We start from the raw sequence: 18271 nt of genomic DNA on the forward strand, positions 1-18271 counted from the left end.
GAATCGGATTGTTTTCCACTAGTAACTTAAACCGTCCCCAAATTGATAAAACCCTTCGATGTTCACCGGCAGCCTTCCTCCCGGCTGAGCACCAAAGATAACATCAACTGCGGCGTTCCATGAGGTTGGGACGGGTGAGCCCCACCGCTCAATAGCATAGGATGCTAAATATGCATCTACTTCAGGGAAATGTTTTATATCATAAGGCAATCCCAATGATAGTGCTACAACTGGCTTACCAGTAGCCTTTAAAGCTTGTACCAAATCCACCTGTCCTTCAGCTAGTTCACCCGGTGAGAAAGTGGCTACTATTATTCGATCTGCCTGTTCTGCCAATTGAACTGCGTTTGCAATATCAGCATTAGTAGAGTTCGTCTCGGTAATCGCACTCAGCACTGTTTCTGAAGTCTTAGCATCCACAGCATTTATGACTTCACTGATATGTTTAGCTGATCCATAAATTTTGGGACCAACAACAAGTGTAGTTTCGTCATTAGCTGTCTCAAACGGCAGTACTCCATCATTTTTCAACAGAGTTATTGACTTTCTAGCTACCTCTGACGCTGCTTCTTTGTGGGCAGTAGTATTGACAACCTTTGTTGCAGTTGCAGGGTCGTCATAACGGTCATTGAATAAATCATATTTAAACTTTGCCGTCAGAATTCTTTTTATAGATTCGTCAACCCTCTTTTCCGTTAAATCACCTGATTTCAAAGCATTATATAACGCATCATAAGTTTCAAGTTGCTGTTCATATGTTCCGGTTGCCATAACAATATCAGCGCCAGCATTAATCGCCATCACACCTGCCTCGCCTGCGCCCCACTCTTTATCAATCGCATGCATACTCATTGCATCAGTGACTATTATGCCATCAAAGCCCATTTCTTCACGAAGGAGCCCAGTAAGGACTTTTTTAGAAAGAGTCGCTGGAAGCTCAGGGTCAATAGCATTAATGATGACGTGAGCTGTCATAATGGAATCTATACCAGCATCAATTGCCGCTTTAAACGGTGGTAAATGTACTTCCTCCAGCGTTTCACGATCATAGGTGACCGCAGCCAGTCCATAATGCGAATCGACACTGGTATCACCGTGACCTGGGAAGTGTTTGGCTGTTGCTAAGACACCGTTATCCTGATACCCCTTGATTTGCGCTTTGGTCATATCTGATACAAGTTCAGTTTTTTCGCTGAAGGACCTGACACCAATGACTGGATTGGCCGGATTTGTGTTGACATCCGCTACAGGGGAATAGTTCCAGTTAAATCCCGTCGCCTTTGACTCAATGGCTGTAATTTTAGCTACTTCTTCTGCAGCTTGAAGATCTCTTGTTGCACCAATCCCCATTTGACGCGGGAAGGCTGTACCATCAGAAACATGCTGGACAGAGCCATATTCCAAGTCGGCAGATATAAATAATGGAATATTCAAACGGGTTTGGGAAGCCCATCCTTGCAACTGGTTATTGTATTCAGCGGTTTTCTTTGCATCTCTGTCACCATAAACTATGACAGAACCGACATTGTACTCTTCAATTAATTTTCGAGTGCGTTCATCTGGCATTTGGTTTTGATTATCATGAGTAGAAGGCATCACAAGTTGTCCGATTTTCTCTTTATCAGACATATGGGCAATGATTCTTTGAACCATACCATTCCTTGCTTTATCTGTTGGCGGATCAGGATAGTTGAGGTCGTTAGAAGATTGAGCATTACTTCCAAGTGGCACTACAAGAGTTGAAGCTAACACAAGAACGCTAATCATGGTACTTAGTTTCTTCATTTTATTCCTCCTATAGACTTTATTTTCACAAATAAGTTACTTTCTTCTCCTCCCTTCGATATGTAAGTGCTTACAGTGTAAGGTTATTATAAATATTGGAAAATATAAAATGATAAGTCAGCAATGGAATCAAATTGATAGAATAGTCATAATATTTTGGTTTACTAAATAATTTTATAGATGGAAAGTCATAGTGGAAAATACGGGTCCAAGTGAAGAATAACTATTTATTAAACTAGCAAATCCGGGTTTTATTACCTTGCTTAAATATTTCTCTTTTTGGAATCTAAAATTAAATTTGCAGTGTTTGCTTTACTTTTCTTTAATAAAAAAAGTAAAGGACTAAAGCCCTTTACTCGTTACTGATAAATATGCACAAATGGTTCATCCTGATCCGGCTTTTTAACGATCAAGGCTTCCTGCCCCAGTACGGATGATACGCTGACCTGCACGGAAATGTAGTTAGGGAAGTGCTCCATGACCAGTCCCGTTACATACTGGGTGAAGCCAATAGCCTCGGCTTCGCCGTAGAACTGGATCGGTATTTCGATGTTTATTTCCTGAAGCTGGCCATCCAGATAAAAGCCTTTGCCGATGACGCCGTTGAAGTTAGGGAAATATTCCTCAACATCCTGCTTGAAATTCTGGAAAAATGTCAGGTCATCCCGGTGTTCCTTCTCGGCTTTATCCGACGGAAACAGGATGTATTCTTCTTTTACATCCTTCCAGCTGCCGATATTGTTGCTGCCCTGTGATACTTCTGCATAGGTGAAAAAGTTGCCAGGAACAACAGAAGATCGGCTTTCCTGTTCAAACAATCCGATGGTAATCGGTATATTTTTTAGTTCTTCGATTCCTCTTAACCTGTTGACGACTTCCTGGGCAATTTTCTTCCCTTCAGCTTCAAGAACGGATCGGGAAATATTCTTCTCAAATACTGCCCCAAATTCAACCTCTTGATAATAATGGACGGAATTAAGTGCCAGTCCAATGGCGATGCCGCCAAGCTGGTACGTATCCTTTTCCCCTGATTGGACGAGATAATTATGCTCCAGGATATGTGCTAGATAAATAGGATTCTTTTTATTCTGTTCATGGGCGTCGCCCTTGCCAGAATTGGCAGGATTCAGACCCAGGTTTTTCACTGTGACCTTTTTATTACTATTTTCTTTTTTAGCCTTAGCCTGCAATTCTTTTTCCTTAGCATCGACCTGAGCCGGAGTCATTTCGCGTTCCAGCCAGGATGCTACGGTACTGCTGTCGAGATACTGGCCTTCTTTAAAGACATACTTGTCTGTTGGGAAAGAGTTTTGGGCAACCCTCATCAGTCCGGTCTCGAACTCGGTGATGTCATAACGCGTATTCAGATTGTTAACGACCATGCCGCGGGCTTCCCCAGGCTCGAACGGCATAATAGTACGGTAGTATTTGTCCGAAATCTTATATTTCGGAATAATCGCTTTTTCCTTTGTTTCATCATCCTTCTCCTGGACGACCTCTTCCTGCTTTTGAAAATTAGGGGCACAGGCCGTCAGCAAAAGGACAAGAGATAGAGCGACCATTGAGAGCTTCCTCATGGCGTGTACACCTCTTATCTATTAGCTGTTTTCGCAGTCATTGCAGCTTTTCGAACTCATATTAATAACCGCATTCCTTAAAGTATCGGGTTCTTTTCGAGGAGACTTCCGAACCGGAGATGCGGAAATATCCGTAAAAACCCAAAAGCCGGTTTTTACTTTGGATGTAAAAGCAACAAAGCTTACGAAAAGAGCTTATTTATTTAATTCTTCAAGCATTCTCTCCTCGTTCCACACTTCAATCCCCAGGCTCTCTGCTTTTGTCAGCTTTGAACCTGCATCTTCCCCGGCAATGAGTAAATCCGTTTTCTTGCTGACGCTTCCGGCTACATTGCCGCCGAGCGCCTCAATTTTTTCTTTTGCTTCGTTTCGGCCCATTTGCTCGAGCTTCCCGGTCAACACGATTGTTTTGCCGGCAAAAAATGAATCCGATTCTTCAGCGGTAACCTTCTTAGGCCCTTTGTATTCCATATTGACGCCGACAGCCTTCAGCTCGGAAACCAGCTCGCGCACTTCATCACTGTCAAAGAATGTAACGATGGAGTCGGCCATTTTGTCGCCGATTTCATTAATGGCCGTCAATTCTTCCTTCGTCGCCTTCATCAAATGATCCATTGTTTCAAATTCCTGAGCCAAAGTCTTTGCGGCTTTTGCCCCAACCAGACGGATACCCAGTCCGAACAATAGCTTTTCCAATGAATTATCCTTCGTGGCTTCGATTGCTGACAGCAAATTGTTGACGGACTTCTCGCCCATTCGCTCAAGAGCCAGAAGCTGCTCGCGTGTCAGCTTATAAATGTCGGCTACATCCTTGATCAGCTCTTGTACAAACAGTTGGCTGACCACTCTTTCTCCGAGTCCGTCAATATTCATCGCATCACGGGAAACGAAGTGGATCAGGCCTTCCCTGATTTGTGCAGGGCATTTCGGATTGATACAGCGAAGCGCGACTTCTCCTTCAATCCTGACAAGCTCGCTGCCGCATTCAGGGCATTCTGTAGGCATGTGGAACTCGACTTCATCGCCTGTGCGCTGTTCAGCAAGGACATTAACAACTTCCGGGATAATATCTCCTGCTTTTTTGATGACAACTTTATCACCGATTTTGATATCTTTTTCCCGGATCAAGTCTTCATTGTGCAAGGAAGCACGTCCAACGGTAGTACCAGCTACCTGGACTGGTTCAAGGATGGCAGTCGGTGTGACGACACCTGTGCGGCCAACGCTCAATTCAATCTCCTTCAAAGTTGTCACGACTTCTTCGGCAGGGAATTTATAAGCGACCGCCCACCTAGGACTCTTCGCTGTCGTCCCAAGCTCAGCCTGCTGGTCGAGTGAATCAACCTTGATTACAATTCCATCAATATCGTATGGCAGGTCAGGGCGCTTTTCGACCCAGCTGTTCACATACTCGATAACACCTTCAATGCTGTCAACTTTCCGGCGCTCTTTATTGGTTTTAAATCCAAGATTCTCCAGATAATCCAGTCCCTCGCTATGTGCGCGGATTCCGGTATTACCGACATTTGCAATACCATATAGGAATACATCCAGATTTCTTGAAGCAGCAATCTTCGGATCAAGCTGGCGAAGGGAGCCAGCGGCCGCATTACGCGGGTTGGCAAAAGGTTCTTCTTCAAGCTCTTTTCTTGCTTTGTTTAATGCTTCGAATGATTTCTTCGGCATGAACGCCTCACCGCGCACCTCAAGCGAAACCTGCTCTTTCAAGCGAATCGGCAAAGAACGGATCGTCTTCAGATTAGACGTAATATCCTCACCAGTCGTTCCATCACCGCGAGTCGCACCTCGGACAAGCATCCCGTCCTCATAAATAAGCGAAACTGCCAGACCATCGATCTTCAGTTCGCAAACATAAGAAACATTGTCGCCAACACCCTGGCGGACACGGCGGTCAAAATCCCGCAGGTCCTGCTCATCGAAGGCATTTCCCAGGCTCAGCATCGGAATTGCATGCTGCACCTTATTGAACATCGTTAAAATCTCGCCGCCAACACGCTGTGTAGGAGAGTCGGGAGTCTGCAGTTCAGGGAATTGCTCCTCGATTTCAATCAGTTCCCTCAAAAGCCTGTCATACTCCGCATCCGGAACCGACGGCTGGTCAAGAACATGATATTCATAACTATATTGATTAAGCAGATTTTGCAAATCCTTGGCTTTTCTCTCAGCACTTTGAAAATCCATAAATCCAGCCCTTTCATAAATGAAGTGAAAACAGAAAGCGCAAGCGCCTTGGTCAGCCCAGACAAGCGACTCGAGGGGCTAGGCGCTGGAGCTAGACAGTATTCAATGTGTTATTAAAATTGTTTAAGCCTTTGTAATCGGTGCGAACTTAGCCAGCAATCGCTTGATTCCTGTTGGGCTTGGGAATGCAATGTCAAGCTCTGTGCCTTCTCCTGACCCTTTTACGCTGACAACCGTTCCTGTTCCCCACTTGCCATGCTGGGCTTTGTCGCCAACCTTCCAATCGATGCCTTCGCCGCCGCTTGCAGCTGCGACCGGACGGGAGACAGCACCGCGAGTCGGCATGGACGGTCTTGCTGAAGGGGCAGGTCTACCGCCGCTTGCTGGCGCAGGCCTTCTCACTTTCGGAACGGCGTCTTCAACCAAATCAGCCGGTATTTCCTTAATGAACCGTGATTCCGGGTTCATATTGGTACGGCCGAAAAGGGTACGCATCTGTGCATTCGTGATGAATAGTTCTTCTTCGGCACGGGTTATTCCTACATAGGCAAGACGGCGTTCTTCCTCCATCTCATCCTCCTCCATCAAGGAGCGGCTGTGCGGGAATACTCCCTCTTCCATACCAATCAGGAAGACAACGGGGAACTCGAGTCCCTTGGCTGAGTGCAGTGTCATCAATGTGACGAAATCTGTTTTTTTCTCGCCGTCATCATCCAGGCGGTCAATATCAGCGACAAGTGCCAAATCTGTCAGGAATGCGACCAGACTCTTGTCTTCACTGCTTTCTTCAAAGCTTTTTGTTACCGTTAAAAATTCATCTATGTTCTCAAGTCGGCTCTGTGACTCCAACGATTTTTCCGCCTTCAACATGTCACGGTAGCCTGTTTTATCAAGAACTTCCTCTACCAGCTCCGTCACGGACAGATATTCCTGCTGATGAGTGTAATTGCTGACCAGGTTGCGGAATTCCGCTGCAGCTTTTTCGGCTTTCGGGCTCAGGCCGATCATTTCAATCGTCTCCAAGGCCTGGAACATCGACAAATCATGCATTGTCGCAAAGTTGGCGATTTTATCAATCGAGGTTGAACCGATCGCGCGCTTCGGAACATTAATGATCCTCTGCAAACTAATATCATCATCAGGATTCGAAATCAAGCGAAGGTAGGCAAGGATATCCTTGATTTCCTTCCTGTCATAGAACTTGATGCCGCCGACGATTGAGTAATCGATGTTCGACTTCAAGAAAGATTCCTCGATCACACGAGACTGGGCGTTCGTACGGTAAAGAATCGCGATATCAGACAGCTTGCGGCCATTGCGAAGCTGCTCCTGGATTTTGCCGATGACAAACTGCGCCTCGCCCTGTTCGCTGTCCGCGCGATAGTACATGATTTTGTTTCCCTCTGGGTTCTCTGTCCAAAGGTTTTTCGGCTTGCGGTTCATGTTGTTCTGGATGACCATATTCGCCGCCAGCAAAATCTTCTTTGTCGAGCGGTAGTTCTGCTCTAGCAAAATGACGCTTGCCCTTGGGTAGTCCTTTTCAAATGAAAGGATGTTCGTAATATCGGCACCGCGCCAGCGATAGATCGACTGGTCCGAGTCACCTACGACACATAGGTTCTGGAATCTTTGCGCAAGCAATTTTACAAGCATGTATTGTGCCCTGTTCGTATCCTGATACTCATCGACATGGATGTACTGGAACTTGCGCTGGTAGTACTCCAGCACTTCCGGCACGCGGATGAACAGCGTGATCGTCGTCATGATCAAGTCGTCGAAATCGAGCGCGTTATTTTTTCGCAGCCTGCGCTGGTATTCCGTATACACATCGCTGACCTTCTGGGAAAAATAATCCCCCGCCGACTTCGCATATTCCTCGGGCGTAATCAACTCGTTCTTCGCCGAGCTAATCGTTCCAAGGATCGCACGAGGATCATATTTTTTCGGATCCATATTCTTGTCCTTCAAAATCGACTTGATGACAGACTGCTGGTCAGTCGAGTCAAGGATCGTGAAGTTGCGGTTATAGCCAAGACGGTCGATGTCCCTGCGCAAAATGCGCACACACATTGAGTGGAACGTCGAAATCCAGATATCGTCTGCCGCTCCGCCCATCATTTTCTGGATCCTCTCGCGCATTTCACGCGCTGCTTTATTCGTAAACGTAATTGCAAGGATGTTATAAGGATTTACCCCTTTTTCCACCATTAAATACGCAATTCTGTGTGTCAGGACTCTTGTTTTACCAGAGCCTGCCCCTGCCATCAATAGCAAAGGCCCGTCCACTGCCTTGACCGCCTTCTGCTGCTCAGGGTTCAAGCCATTCAATAATTTATCCGTTAAAAATTGCACACTCGTCACCACCATACAAACATTTGTTCTTATTTTATCTCATAAAATCCTTATATACAACTTCGTTATTTCTTTGCTGCAGCTACAGTCTTCAATGCCTCATCAAGGTTGCTGTATACAACATTCCCAACCACGATGACATCGGCATGCCCGGCCATTTCTTCTGCCTGCTGCGCTGTTTCAATTCCTCCGCCGTAAAAGAGAACCGTTTTTTCGAGGACGCCTTTGGCTGCTTTAACATACTCAGGATTGCCATATACCCCGCTGTATTCCAAATAGAAAATCGGCAGGCTGAACATTTTTTCTGCCATCATCGCGTATGCCCGTACATCGTCAATCGAAAGCTCCGTCTTCGCATCAGTAAGCTTAGCCGCCTTGCAATCCGGATTCAGGATGCAATAGCCTTCCATTTTCAGCTCGTCCCAATCCATCAGGTCGCCATACTCCTTGACCGCCTCATGGTGCAGGCCGGTGATCCACTGTGGATTGCGGCTGTTCAATACTGTCGGGATAAAATAAAAATCGAATCCCGGTGTGATCGAGTCAATCGTCGAAACCTCGAGAATGCATGGAACCGTGTAGCGGCGGACTCGGGACATCAAATCAAGGACTCCTTCAAGAGTGACTCCATCCGTCCCTCCCACCATGATCGCGTCGGTTCCAGACTCGCAAATTCTATCTAATTCTTCATCAGTTATCTCTTTATTTGGATCGAGCTTGAACACATGTCTCCACTCGCGAACATCGTACATCCTTGAATTGCCCCCATTCTATCTATCCATTCCACCATTATAGCATTTGTTGCCTGTATATAAAAAAGGAAACATATGAAAAAAGCGCTCCAAATGCCGGAACGCTTTTTGATGTAAAATTATAAATCTCGGTGCTCATATTGCTCGGTGAACAACCTTGAAAAAACATAGAAGCTGATACCGCTGACAATCAGCGCAAGATAGATTGGATCAAGTCCGAAGAAGCTGATAATCTCTTTTTCGCCAAGATAGACTGCCAGACTTCCTAGGAACAAGGTTAACCTGTCTTATTAGCGGAGTTCACAGTTTTATTGGCGATTTCACAGGATTTATTGGCGAAAATAAGATTTTATTGGCGACTTTTTATTTTTATTGGCGAACTGGAAATTTACAGTCTGTTTTTCCAATTTTATTAGCAGTTTTTTGTTGAGGTGGGTAATCTTATTCGAACAGATTAGGCCGATATAATGAAGAATTATTTTTTTATAGCGACTTTTTCTTTTTTATAGCGAAAAAAATTTTTTTATAGCGACTTTTTTTTTTTTATAGCGAATTGGAAATTACCTGCGCTTTTTTCCAATTTTTCCACCCATAAAAAAGAACGGAACCATACCTGGTTCCGTCCTTCATCAAAATACTATTTCGCTTTTTCAGCGTTGTCCTGCTCTTTCAATCTTTCGAGCGCCATTTCGTATGCATCGTTTCCATAGTTCAGGCATCGCTTCACACGGGAAATCGTTGCCGTGCTCGCGCCTGTTTCTGTTTCGATCTTGTGATAAGTCTTGCCCTCGCGAAGCATGCGGGCAACCTCAAGGCGCTGTGCAAGTGACTGGATTTCGTTCACTGTCGCCAGGTCGTCGAAGAAGCGATACGCCTCATCGAGATCTTTCAGCGATAAAATCGCCTTGAATAATTGATCGAGTTCCTTGCCTCTTAATTTATCAATTTGCATATAGTCTACCCCTTATTTCACTCAGAATTTTATTGTTGAGAGTCGAATGAGACATCGCTGATCGATGGGACAATGTTGATCCATGTTTTCCCGGGAACGAAACCAGCTCTTGCTCCATCCTTATAAGGGACGATTCTGCCAGCTTCATTTTTCCATTGTATCTCATTCACTTTGCCTTTTTGGAACAGATATCCCTTGCCGCCGGATGCCATGTCAATGACCCTGCGGCCCACATCATCCACGATGCGATGGTCCATTTGCACGACAAGGATGTTGTCAATCAGAATTGGTTCCTTCGATTCAAAGTCAACACTTTCCTCACTGCCATTAAAACGGTGGTACTTCTGTTGTTGCGCGTCATATTCGTAGATCGCATCGAACGACGGCGTTCCGTAGTTGACCATGATTTCCCCGGCTGGAGCACCTTCAAGGCCTTCCGCTTCCTCACTGCTCAAGAATACTGCAGAAGCCGGTGCTTCATCAAGTGCGTAGCCTTTCTTTTCCGCTCCCTTCACAATATTCTTATAGGTAATATAAGAATTATGAGGCGCCTTGCGGAAATCGGCCCGTTTGAACAATGTTCCATCATACTGCATGCCGTTGATGTTATCGATCACTCCGCGTTCAAGCATGTCCTTCGCTTCAGGACTGTAGCCGTGGGCGATAAAAAAGCTGTCATATCCGGATGCCAGGTCGATAAAGTATTCCCTCGCGCTGCGGACCGGCCCTATTTTTTCAGGATGTTCACTTTGAAAAATCGCGATGAACCTTGTCACGTCTCCTTCAGCAAGAACCTCGTGGACGATGTCAGCTTTGTCAAGACCTGATTGCGGCCGCGCCTTTGGGTGGTTATTGACCACCACGGCCACTGCCCGGTCGAAGCTCTCTTCTGCAGTACCCATCCCGGACAGCGGGAATTGATAAGGAAGTTCCTCCGGTGGAACAACCTCATCTACTACAATCTCTTTTTCTTTATGTTCTGTTGCTTCTTTTTTCTCTGTCTCTTTACTGCTGCACCCCGCCGTAAGAAAAATTGCGGCTGCCAGCACAGCGATCCATTTTTTCATTATTGAGCCACCCCTTGAACTCCCAGTTCGTTCATGGCTGTCTATGTCTAGATGCACTTTTATATTTTAACGCATTATCGTTGGAAAGAGTACCGTTTTTTTCATCACATCATAGATACCCTCCTGTGTGATACGGATATATGGTAAATGCGTTGAACTGAAGAATAATAGTGAATAAATCGGATCGGCGAATTTGTAGCCTTTTTCCTTTAAATAGTCAAGCAGCTTCTTCTCCTCAGCCATCAGCTCAGTCACAGGATGGCTCGACATGATGCCCTGCAGCCTCAACGGGATTTCCCTGACAGTCACGCCATTTTCACACGCTACAATGCCACCGCCAAGTTCCTTCATCCTGTTAAAAGCAGCCATCATATCCTGCTTATTTTTACCAATCAGAATGATGTCTCCAGTATTGGAAAACGAGCTTGCCAGTCCCTGCAAGTCTGTCGCGAACCCTTTCAGCATGGTATTGATACGCCATTTGCCATGACGGTCGATCAGCATGAAAAAGCACTCATCATGATTTGAAGATAATTCCTCAGCGGACACATCAATTGAAATTGAGTACGGTTTTGTAATGACCGAATTCTCCATTTTTATTCCAAAAGGCATCGAGAATTGCATATCATCCACCGTCAGGTCCCAATCCATTTTAAGCGGCTCAAATCCCATTTGAGTCCAGTCCATTTCTTTCGCTGCATCGATCGCTTCTCCATCACGCTTTACCCACTGGCCTTTTGCTAATACTGACACAGGTGTCGGGTTCAACTCGTCACTCAAAATATTGATGTTCGCAACCCGGCCTGTCGCAATATTGCCGTGAAGATGCTCGAAGTTATAATAACGGGCCACGTTGATACTTGCCATATTATAAGCATCAATGACTGGGACGCCTCGATCGATGGCAATGCGGATCAGTTCATCGATCACGCCATTTTCGTAAAACGCAGACGATGCCCCGTCCGTTGTCATCATAAACCGATCGTACACCGCAATATCCAGTTCATGGATCTCATCGAGAAGCTTCGGCAAATCCGGTCTGATCGATGAATGCCTCAAGGAAACCATATAACCTTGCATCAGCCTTCTGCGGACTTCCTCGCCAGTCATCGCCTCATGGTCGCAATCCGCGCCAAACAGCATCATCTTCGCCAGCGTCTTTTCTGATGCACCAGGAAAATGCCCCTCAATTTTCTTGTGATGGCGCTTCGTTTCCTGCATCCAGTGAAGGATCATGTCGTCGCCGTTCATCAGCTTCGGCCAGCTCGTCAGCTCACCGCCCTGGACGACATTCTCATGCTCAAGCCATGCCCTTACATTGCTGTTGGAGAAGACTTCCTCCTCATGCTGGATTTCAGTCTGGGCATCAAAACGGCACCACCAGTACATTGTGACCGGATTATCATTCAGCTCATTTATAAAAGAAAACGCTTTCTTTTTTCCTAATTGTAAAGCCAGCACCATATTGTCATTAATCAGTGTTGTCGTCCCCGTCTGGGATGCATAGGCAGCGAAAGAATGGGGATTATAAAGTTGAAATGGATGGGCATGAGGTTCAATATAGCCCGGCACCAGCTTCATCCAGGTGCAATCCACTATTTCACATTGCTTTGTATTTTCAGGCAGGTTTTCACCAACATACACAACCCTGTCATTGTAAATCCAAATGTTCGCAGTCATCCACTTGCGGAATGTCTGGTTCAAATATGTCGCATTCTTCAATAGAACCGTCGGTGAAAGGGTGCCGTCCAAAACAGCAGCATGGTCGCGCAATTGTTTGTTTTTCCATCGATAACGTTGTTCCATACCATGTTCCCCTTTTCTCTATGTTAGGGCTCTGTTAAAAATGGCTGTTGATTTTCGTTCCAGGCGCTTCGCTTTCCGCGGGGCCGGCGCTGAGCCTCCTCGTCGCAAACTCCTGCGGGGTCTCACCTAGCCGGCTGATCCCGCAGGACATTGAAAGGCTTCTGCGAAATTGGCCCACGCACGAGGAAATTGCATTAGCAATTTCCGAGGATTCTACACGCCTTCCGCTTCAATCAACAGAGTGTTATATATAACATGGATTTAACAGAGCCTCATGCTTAAATCGTAATTCACTTAAAAAGAAAGCCCTTACATTATTGTACTATCGTAACATATTTCATTGTTTAACGCATTAAAGAATTTCAAATTAACTGTAAAAATGGTGTAAAGGAGCGATGAGGATATGAATGTACGTCCGAATATCGGAATGATCAACGCGCTGATCAGGATTACAGCAGGTCTTACAATTCTGGCATGGTCGACATCGAAAATGGTGAAACGGCCCTGGAGGGATTCCTATATTTTCATGGCGATGATGGGCGCAATGAAGGTCGGAGAAGGAATTGTCCGCTATTGTCCGCTGACTGCCGCATACGAAAAAGGCCAGGACATGATGGAGGATCGGAACGCTGAAAATGGGGATTCTGAAGGCTGGATTCCTTATAACCCGAGTTGATGTAATAATTATTTTCGTAAAGATTGTTGTTAAAATCCTACTGCCGATTTTAACGTAATAAAAGGTTATTTTGGAGGTCGGTATTAAGTTTGCAGGCTCTTTTCTCATAAAAAGATCAACTTTGCGAAGAAAGTTAGGTCATTCAATGTAGTCAATAGCAACAAAGTTTGAGAAAAGAGCCATAATTAAAAAGCCCCCAATAAACCGGGGGCTTAATCTAAAGGAGATGATACTATGTTTTGGGAATATATAATGGATGTCAGCTTCGTATGGATTGCATTGATCGGTAGCATCATCGCTCTTGTGCTTGTTTACGCTAAGGGCTCTAACAGGAGACGTGCCCGATAGCTCTGCTGCCTATGTCCTTTCGGTAAAAGGTTTCCGGGCAGTCCAGTTTCTCAAGCTCAGCATATACCTTTTGCTGTGCTTCTTTTAATGAAGACGCTTTTGCCCCGACAAGCAGCACTCTGCCGCCATTGGTTACAAACTCACCACGACTGTTTTTCGCCGTGCCTGCATGAAATACCTGCGATATATTTTCAAGACCCTTCAATACAGCGCCTTTTTCATATTCCTCAGGATAGCCTTTGGCCGCGACGACTACGCCGACCACTGCTTCATCATGCCATTCAATCTCTGGCTTATTTCCTTCCAGCACTTCTAGCATGACTTTGACCAGATCTGATTTCATCCTTGGCAAAATCACTTGTGTTTCCGGATCGCCGAAGCGCGCGTTGAACTCAATCACCTTAGGACCGTCCACTGTTTCAATCAGCCCTGCATACAGAATTCCGGTAAAGCTGCGCCCTTCCATCTCCATCGCAATCGCCGCCGGTTTAAGGATTTGCTCCACTGCAACCTCGATTGATTCCTTACTGATATGCGGCACTGGTGAATACGCCCCCATGCCGCCGGTATTCGGCCCTTTATCTCCATCAAAGGCACGCTTATGGTCCTGAGCGATTTCCAGTGGAATCACACGATCCCCGTTCACAAACGCCATCAGCGAGAACTCTTCTCCTGTTAAAAATTGCTCCATTACCACGCTCGCAGAAGCCTCGCCGAATTTACTCTCCAGCATCATTTCCTGCAAAGCCTGTTCTGCTTCCTGTACTGTCATCGCCACGACAACACCCTTGCCAGCCGCGAGTCCGTCCGCCTTTATGACAATCGGCGCTCCAACTTGGGCAAGATAATCACGTGCTTCCGAATAATCTGTGAATGTTTCATACGCTGCAGTTGGGATGCCGTACTTTTTCATAAGATCCTTCGCGAACGACTTGCTTCCCTCAATGATTGCCGCAGCTTTACGCGGACCGAACACCTTCAGCCCTTCCTCAATGAAACGATCTGCCAGACCCTCAAGCAGAGGAACCTCAGGCCCGATGATTGTCAGACCGACTTGCTCCTCCTTCGCAAAAGAAACAAGTTTATCCAATTCGTTTTCATTGATCGCCACTAGCTTAGCATAGTCTGCCATCCCTGGATTTCCCGGTGCCGCCAATACCTCTGACACAAGCGGACTTTCGCTGATCTTCCGGCAAATCGCATGCTCACGGCCGCCTTTGCCAACCACAAGAACCTTCATAACACGCACCCCCGTAAATTTCAGGATAACTGATTAAATTGACACCTTACTCAAGCCCAAAAACCGCATTAGGCCATCCATTAATGCCTGAAATGCCTTACGCCTGTAAACACCATCGCAATGCCATATTCATCCGCTTTTTTGATTGAATCAGTGTCGCGGACAGATCCGCCTGGCTGGATAATCGCAGTGACACCGGCTTTTGCCGCTGCCTCGACGGTGTCGTCCATCGGGAAGAACGCGTCCGATGCGAGTGCTGCTCCATCCGCTTTCGAACCAGCCTGTTCAAGGGCAATTTTAGCGGCACCGACACGGTTCATTTGTCCGGCTCCAATCCCTAAGGTCATATCTTTATCTGATACAACGATTGCATTTGACTTAACATGCTTAACAACCTTCCAGCCTAGCTTTAACGCTTCCCACTCGGCTTCCGTCGGTTCACGTTTCGTCGGTACAGAAATTTCTGCCTCCTCAAAGCCAAAAGCATCCTGTTCCTGGAGGAGCAATCCGCCTTCAATCGAGGACAGTGTGTTTTCCTTTGAAGCTTCCCCGTCAAATGAGACCTTCAATAAACGAAGATTTTTCTTGGCCGTTAAAATTTCTATGGCCTCCTCACTAAATGAAGGCGCAATGATAATCTCAAGGAATATTTCATATAGCTTTCGGGCAGTTTCTCCGTCCACTTCGCGGTTCAGGGCGATAATGCCGCCAAAAATCGAAACAGGATCTGCTTCAAATGCTTTTCCAAAAGCATCAAAAATATCTTTTCCAGTGCCAACTCCGCAAGGGTTCATATGCTTGACCGCAACCGCTGCGGGTTCAGTAAATTCTTTTACAATCTGCAAGGCAGCGTTAGCATCGTTAATATTGTTATAGGAAAGCTCTTTTCCGTGAAGCTGTTCCGCTGCCGCAACCGAAAATGCCGAGCCAAGCGGCTTCTGGTAAAAAGCTGCTTTTTGATGAGGATTTTCTCCATAGCGCAGACTTTGCTTCAATTCGTAAGTCACCGTCATTTTTTCCGGCTGTTCCTCGCCCGCAAGGTTGGTCATGTATTCTGCAATCAGCGCATCATAGGCAGCCGTGTGGCGGAATACTTTCGCAGCCAGGCGTCGGCGGGTTTCGAGGGTGGTTTCATTCTGACTTTTGTACTCTTCAATCACCTGCTGGTAATCCGCAGGGTCGACAATTACTGTTATGTATTGATGGTTTTTCGCAGAGGCACGCAGCATCGCCGGGCCGCCGATGTCGATGTTTTCGATCGCATCCTCAGGCGTAACACCAGGTTTTGAGATTGTTTCTTTAAAAGGATACAAATTCACGCAGACAAGCTCAATTTTCTCGATTTCATTTTCAGATAGCTGAGCCTGGTGGGATGGATCGTCATACTTCGCAAGCAGGCCGCCATGAATTTTTGGATGAAGCGTCTTCACCCGCCCTTCAAGGATCTCCGAGAAACCTGTCACATCGCTGATGCCGATGACCGGGACGCCGCCATCCTTAAGCGCCTGCTTTGTACCTCCTGTCGAGACGATTTCAAATCCAAGCTGTACAAGCTCTTTCGCTAATTCGACAATTCCTTCCTTATTTGAAACACTGATCAGTGCACGCTTTTTTCCCATTGTACTGCCTCCCCTTCTCCGTTCAACAGCTGCTCCAACACCTCTGGAAACAGGCTGTGTTCAATCCGCTGTATTTTCTTTTGAAGTGTCTCTCTCGTCTCGCCTGGCGCGATTTTAACTGTCGCACTTGCGATGGCCGGTCCGGTATCCATCCCTTCATCGACGTAATGGATCGTCACTCCGGTTTTCTCCACACCAGCTGCCAGCGCCTGGCCAATCGCATCCTTTCCAGGAAAAGCAGGCAATAATGACGGGTGGATATTGACTATCTTTCCTTCATACGCCTCGAGAAGTGTCGGCCCGATCAGGCGCATGTAGCCAGCAAGGACAATCATCTCGATTTCAAGACCAGCGAGTTTTTGCAAAATCTCTGCCTCATATGCTGCCTTGGAAGGATAGCTCTTCGGGCTGATGACGAATGCAGGAATTCCAAGCATTTCAGCGCGATCGATTGCAAAAGCGCCCGGCTTGTCGCAAACGAGCAGGCTGATGTCAGCCTTCAATGTGCCGGCCTGGGCCGCGACCGCGATTGCCTGAAAGTTGCTCCCGCTGCCCGATGCAAAAACAGCTATTTTTTTCATGCCTGCTCACCAGCCATTTTCATCTGGATTCCTTCAGAACCGGTAACTGCGCCTATTATAGCAGCCTTCTCGCCCTGCTCGTTAAAAAACGCTGCAACTTCATGGGCGATTTCACTATCGACAACAGCTACCATCCCAATGCCCATATTAAATGTATTATACATGTCCGTACGATCAAGTTGTGCTAAAGATTCCAATGTTTTGAATACCTGCGGAATCTCCCAGCTGCCTTCCTCGATTTCAGCGCCAAGCCCTTCCGGAAGCATCCTTGGGATATTTTCAATAAATCCGCCGCCCGTGATGTGGGCAAGACCTTTAAGCTCGAACTGCTTCATCGCGGCAAGCACCGATTTTACATATATCCGCGTCGGCTTGAGCAGCTCTTCCCCAAGCGTGCAGCCGAACTCCTCGACATGGCGGTCAAGCTCCCAGCCGGCCTGTTCAAAAAACACCTTGCGCACAAGCGAGTAACCATTGCTGTGGATACCGCTCGACGCCAGCCCGATCAGCACATCGCCTGCTTTGATTTTTTGTCCTGTGATAATATCTGCTTTTTCACAGGCTCCCACCGCAAACCCAGCCAGATCATATTCTTCCGGAGAGTACATCCCCGGCATTTCGGCAGTTTCACCACCGACAAGCGCACATCCGGCCTGCTCACAGCCATCGGCAATCCCTTTGACAATCGCCTCGATTTTTTCAGGCTGAGCCTTGCCGCAGGCGATGTAATCAAGGAAATATAAAGGTTCTGCTCCCTGGACGACGATGTCATTCACACACATCGCGACCGCGTCTATGCCGATTGTATCATGGCGATCCATCATAAAGGCCAGCATCAGCTTAGTGCCGACACCATCCGTACCTGAAACGAGCACCGGCTCCTTCAGCCCAAGGCTGGAAAGGTCGAACATACCGCCGAATCCGCCCAGCGCACCCATTACACCAGGCCTGACCGTTCGGGTCACATGCTTTTTAATCCGTTCGACCGCTTCATACCCGGCCTCAATATCCACACCAGCCTGCTTATACGCATTTGCCATGTTCACTACCTCCGATTTGGCTGTTTTCTTTAGTTACCTGTTTTTTGTTCAATCGTTCCACGAAATGCACCTGAATGTACGGTCTCACCGCGGATTCCCGGAAAAAACATTCAAATTTTCTCGATTACTAGCGGGAATCCTCTAATAAGTAATCACAGCTGCCCAATGATTTTCCCTAATCTCCTAATGAGTACTCATATTCTCCCGATCACTGTCCGGAATCTCCCAATTCATCTCCATAATCTCCGAAACTTTGCCCATAATTGCCCGAAAA

15 protein-coding genes are annotated in these 18271 nt (G+C 46.6%); 2 read left to right on the forward strand and 13 right to left on the reverse strand.

The window, feature by feature from the left end:
- Positions 1–18: 18 nt before the first annotated feature.
- From J7E37_RS11900 to J7E37_RS11940, 9 genes are all read right to left on the reverse strand, one after another.
- On the reverse strand, positions 19–1785 hold the full coding sequence (locus J7E37_RS11900) for a glycoside hydrolase family 3 protein (RefSeq protein WP_215024125.1): 1767 nt from the start codon (positions 1783–1785) through the stop codon (positions 19–21).
- 359 nt (positions 1786–2144) lie between these two features.
- A complete protein-coding gene (locus tag J7E37_RS11905) occupies positions 2145–3362 on the reverse strand; it encodes a CamS family sex pheromone protein (RefSeq protein WP_215024127.1) in 1218 nt (405 codons plus the stop codon).
- A 195-nt stretch (positions 3363–3557) separates the two neighbouring features.
- On the reverse strand, positions 3558–5564 hold the full coding sequence (ligA, locus tag J7E37_RS11910; protein ID WP_215024129.1) for an NAD-dependent DNA ligase LigA: 2007 nt from the start codon (positions 5562–5564) through the stop codon (positions 3558–3560).
- A 123-nt stretch (positions 5565–5687) separates the two neighbouring features.
- A complete protein-coding gene (gene pcrA / locus J7E37_RS11915; protein ID WP_214782321.1) occupies positions 5688–7916 on the reverse strand; it encodes a DNA helicase PcrA in 2229 nt (742 codons plus the stop codon).
- Positions 7917–7981: 65 nt separating this feature from the next.
- The gene (pcrB, locus tag J7E37_RS11920; RefSeq protein ID WP_215024131.1) at positions 7982–8668 is read right to left on the reverse strand and encodes a heptaprenylglyceryl phosphate synthase; all 687 of its coding nucleotides are present in this window, start codon (positions 8666–8668) and stop codon (positions 7982–7984) included.
- A 119-nt stretch (positions 8669–8787) separates the two neighbouring features.
- Positions 8788–8943: a hypothetical protein gene (locus tag J7E37_RS11925; protein WP_214782314.1), complete on the reverse strand. Its 156-nt coding sequence runs from the start codon at positions 8941–8943 to the stop codon at positions 8788–8790.
- 362 nt (positions 8944–9305) lie between these two features.
- Complete coding sequence (locus J7E37_RS11930; protein ID WP_214782311.1) at positions 9306–9620, reverse strand: YerC/YecD family TrpR-related protein; 315 nt, start codon at positions 9618–9620, stop codon at positions 9306–9308.
- A gap of 29 nt (positions 9621–9649) precedes the next feature.
- The gene (locus J7E37_RS11935; RefSeq protein WP_215024133.1) at positions 9650–10687 is read right to left on the reverse strand and encodes a DUF3048 domain-containing protein; all 1038 of its coding nucleotides are present in this window, start codon (positions 10685–10687) and stop codon (positions 9650–9652) included.
- 66 nt (positions 10688–10753) lie between these two features.
- Entirely contained in the window at positions 10754–12493 is a 1740-nt protein-coding gene (locus tag J7E37_RS11940; RefSeq protein ID WP_215024135.1) for an adenine deaminase C-terminal domain-containing protein, read from the reverse strand.
- 403 nt (positions 12494–12896) lie between these two features.
- Here J7E37_RS11940 and J7E37_RS11945 point away from each other — a divergent pair, with 403 nt between their 5' ends.
- Positions 12897–13169, forward strand: a complete 273-nt coding sequence (locus tag J7E37_RS11945; RefSeq protein WP_215024137.1) for a YgaP family membrane protein — start codon at positions 12897–12899, stop codon at positions 13167–13169.
- Positions 13170–13421: 252 nt separating this feature from the next.
- A complete protein-coding gene (locus J7E37_RS22495; protein ID WP_353050016.1) occupies positions 13422–13517 on the forward strand; it encodes an EYxxD motif small membrane protein in 96 nt (31 codons plus the stop codon).
- On the opposite strand, the gene purD is transcribed toward J7E37_RS22495, so the two are convergent.
- The 4 genes from purD to purM all read right to left on the reverse strand — a co-directional run bounded on the left by purD (position 13495) and on the right by purM (position 17997).
- Positions 13495–14757, reverse strand: coding sequence for a phosphoribosylamine--glycine ligase (gene purD / locus J7E37_RS11950; protein ID WP_215024139.1), 1263 nt, complete (start codon positions 14755–14757; stop codon positions 13495–13497). The genes J7E37_RS22495 and purD overlap by 23 nt on opposite strands.
- 80 nt (positions 14758–14837) lie before the next feature.
- Entirely contained in the window at positions 14838–16376 is a 1539-nt protein-coding gene (gene purH, locus J7E37_RS11955; RefSeq protein ID WP_215024141.1) for a bifunctional phosphoribosylaminoimidazolecarboxamide formyltransferase/IMP cyclohydrolase, read from the reverse strand.
- Positions 16355–16957, reverse strand: a complete 603-nt coding sequence (gene purN / locus J7E37_RS11960; protein ID WP_214782298.1) for a phosphoribosylglycinamide formyltransferase — start codon at positions 16955–16957, stop codon at positions 16355–16357. Before purN ends, purH begins: the two co-directional genes overlap by 22 nt.
- Complete coding sequence (gene purM / locus J7E37_RS11965) at positions 16954–17997, reverse strand: phosphoribosylformylglycinamidine cyclo-ligase (protein WP_215024143.1); 1044 nt, start codon at positions 17995–17997, stop codon at positions 16954–16956. Before purM ends, purN begins: the two co-directional genes overlap by 4 nt.
- Between the last annotated feature and the right edge of the window lie 274 nt (positions 17998–18271).

Origin of the sequence: Bacillus sp. ISL-39 (assembly GCF_018613295.1) — a bacterium.
Taxonomy (GTDB): Bacteria; Bacillota; Bacilli; order Bacillales; family Cytobacillaceae; genus Mesobacillus.

Bases quoted from the DNA above. Each gene is read 5' to 3' on its own strand.
- J7E37_RS11900 (WP_215024125.1), bottom strand. From the start codon at position 1,785: ATGAAGAAACTAAGTACCATGATTAGCGTTCTTGTGTTAGCTTCAACT.
- J7E37_RS11905 (WP_215024127.1), bottom strand. From the start codon at position 3,362: ATGAGGAAGCTCTCAATGGTCGCTCTATCTCTTGTCCTTTTGCTGACG.
- ligA (WP_215024129.1), bottom strand. From the start codon at position 5,564: ATGGATTTTCAAAGTGCTGAGAGAAAAGCCAAGGATTTGCAAAATCTG.
- pcrB (WP_215024131.1), bottom strand. From the start codon at position 8,668: ATGTACGATGTTCGCGAGTGGAGACATGTGTTCAAGCTCGATCCAAAT.
- J7E37_RS11930 (WP_214782311.1), bottom strand. From the start codon at position 9,620: ATGCAAATTGATAAATTAAGAGGCAAGGAACTCGATCAATTATTCAAG.
- J7E37_RS11935 (WP_215024133.1), bottom strand. From the start codon at position 10,687: ATGAAAAAATGGATCGCTGTGCTGGCAGCCGCAATTTTTCTTACGGCG.
- J7E37_RS11940 (WP_215024135.1), bottom strand. From the start codon at position 12,493: ATGGAACAACGTTATCGATGGAAAAACAAACAATTGCGCGACCATGCT.
- J7E37_RS11945 (WP_215024137.1), top strand. From the start codon at position 12,897: ATGAATGTACGTCCGAATATCGGAATGATCAACGCGCTGATCAGGATT.
- J7E37_RS22495 (WP_353050016.1), top strand. From the start codon at position 13,422: ATGGATGTCAGCTTCGTATGGATTGCATTGATCGGTAGCATCATCGCT.
- purD (WP_215024139.1), bottom strand. From the start codon at position 14,757: ATGAAGGTTCTTGTGGTTGGCAAAGGCGGCCGTGAGCATGCGATTTGC.
- purH (WP_215024141.1), bottom strand. From the start codon at position 16,376: ATGGGAAAAAAGCGTGCACTGATCAGTGTTTCAAATAAGGAAGGAATT.
- purN (WP_214782298.1), bottom strand. From the start codon at position 16,957: ATGAAAAAAATAGCTGTTTTTGCATCGGGCAGCGGGAGCAACTTTCAG.
- purM (WP_215024143.1), bottom strand. From the start codon at position 17,997: ATGGCAAATGCGTATAAGCAGGCTGGTGTGGATATTGAGGCCGGGTAT.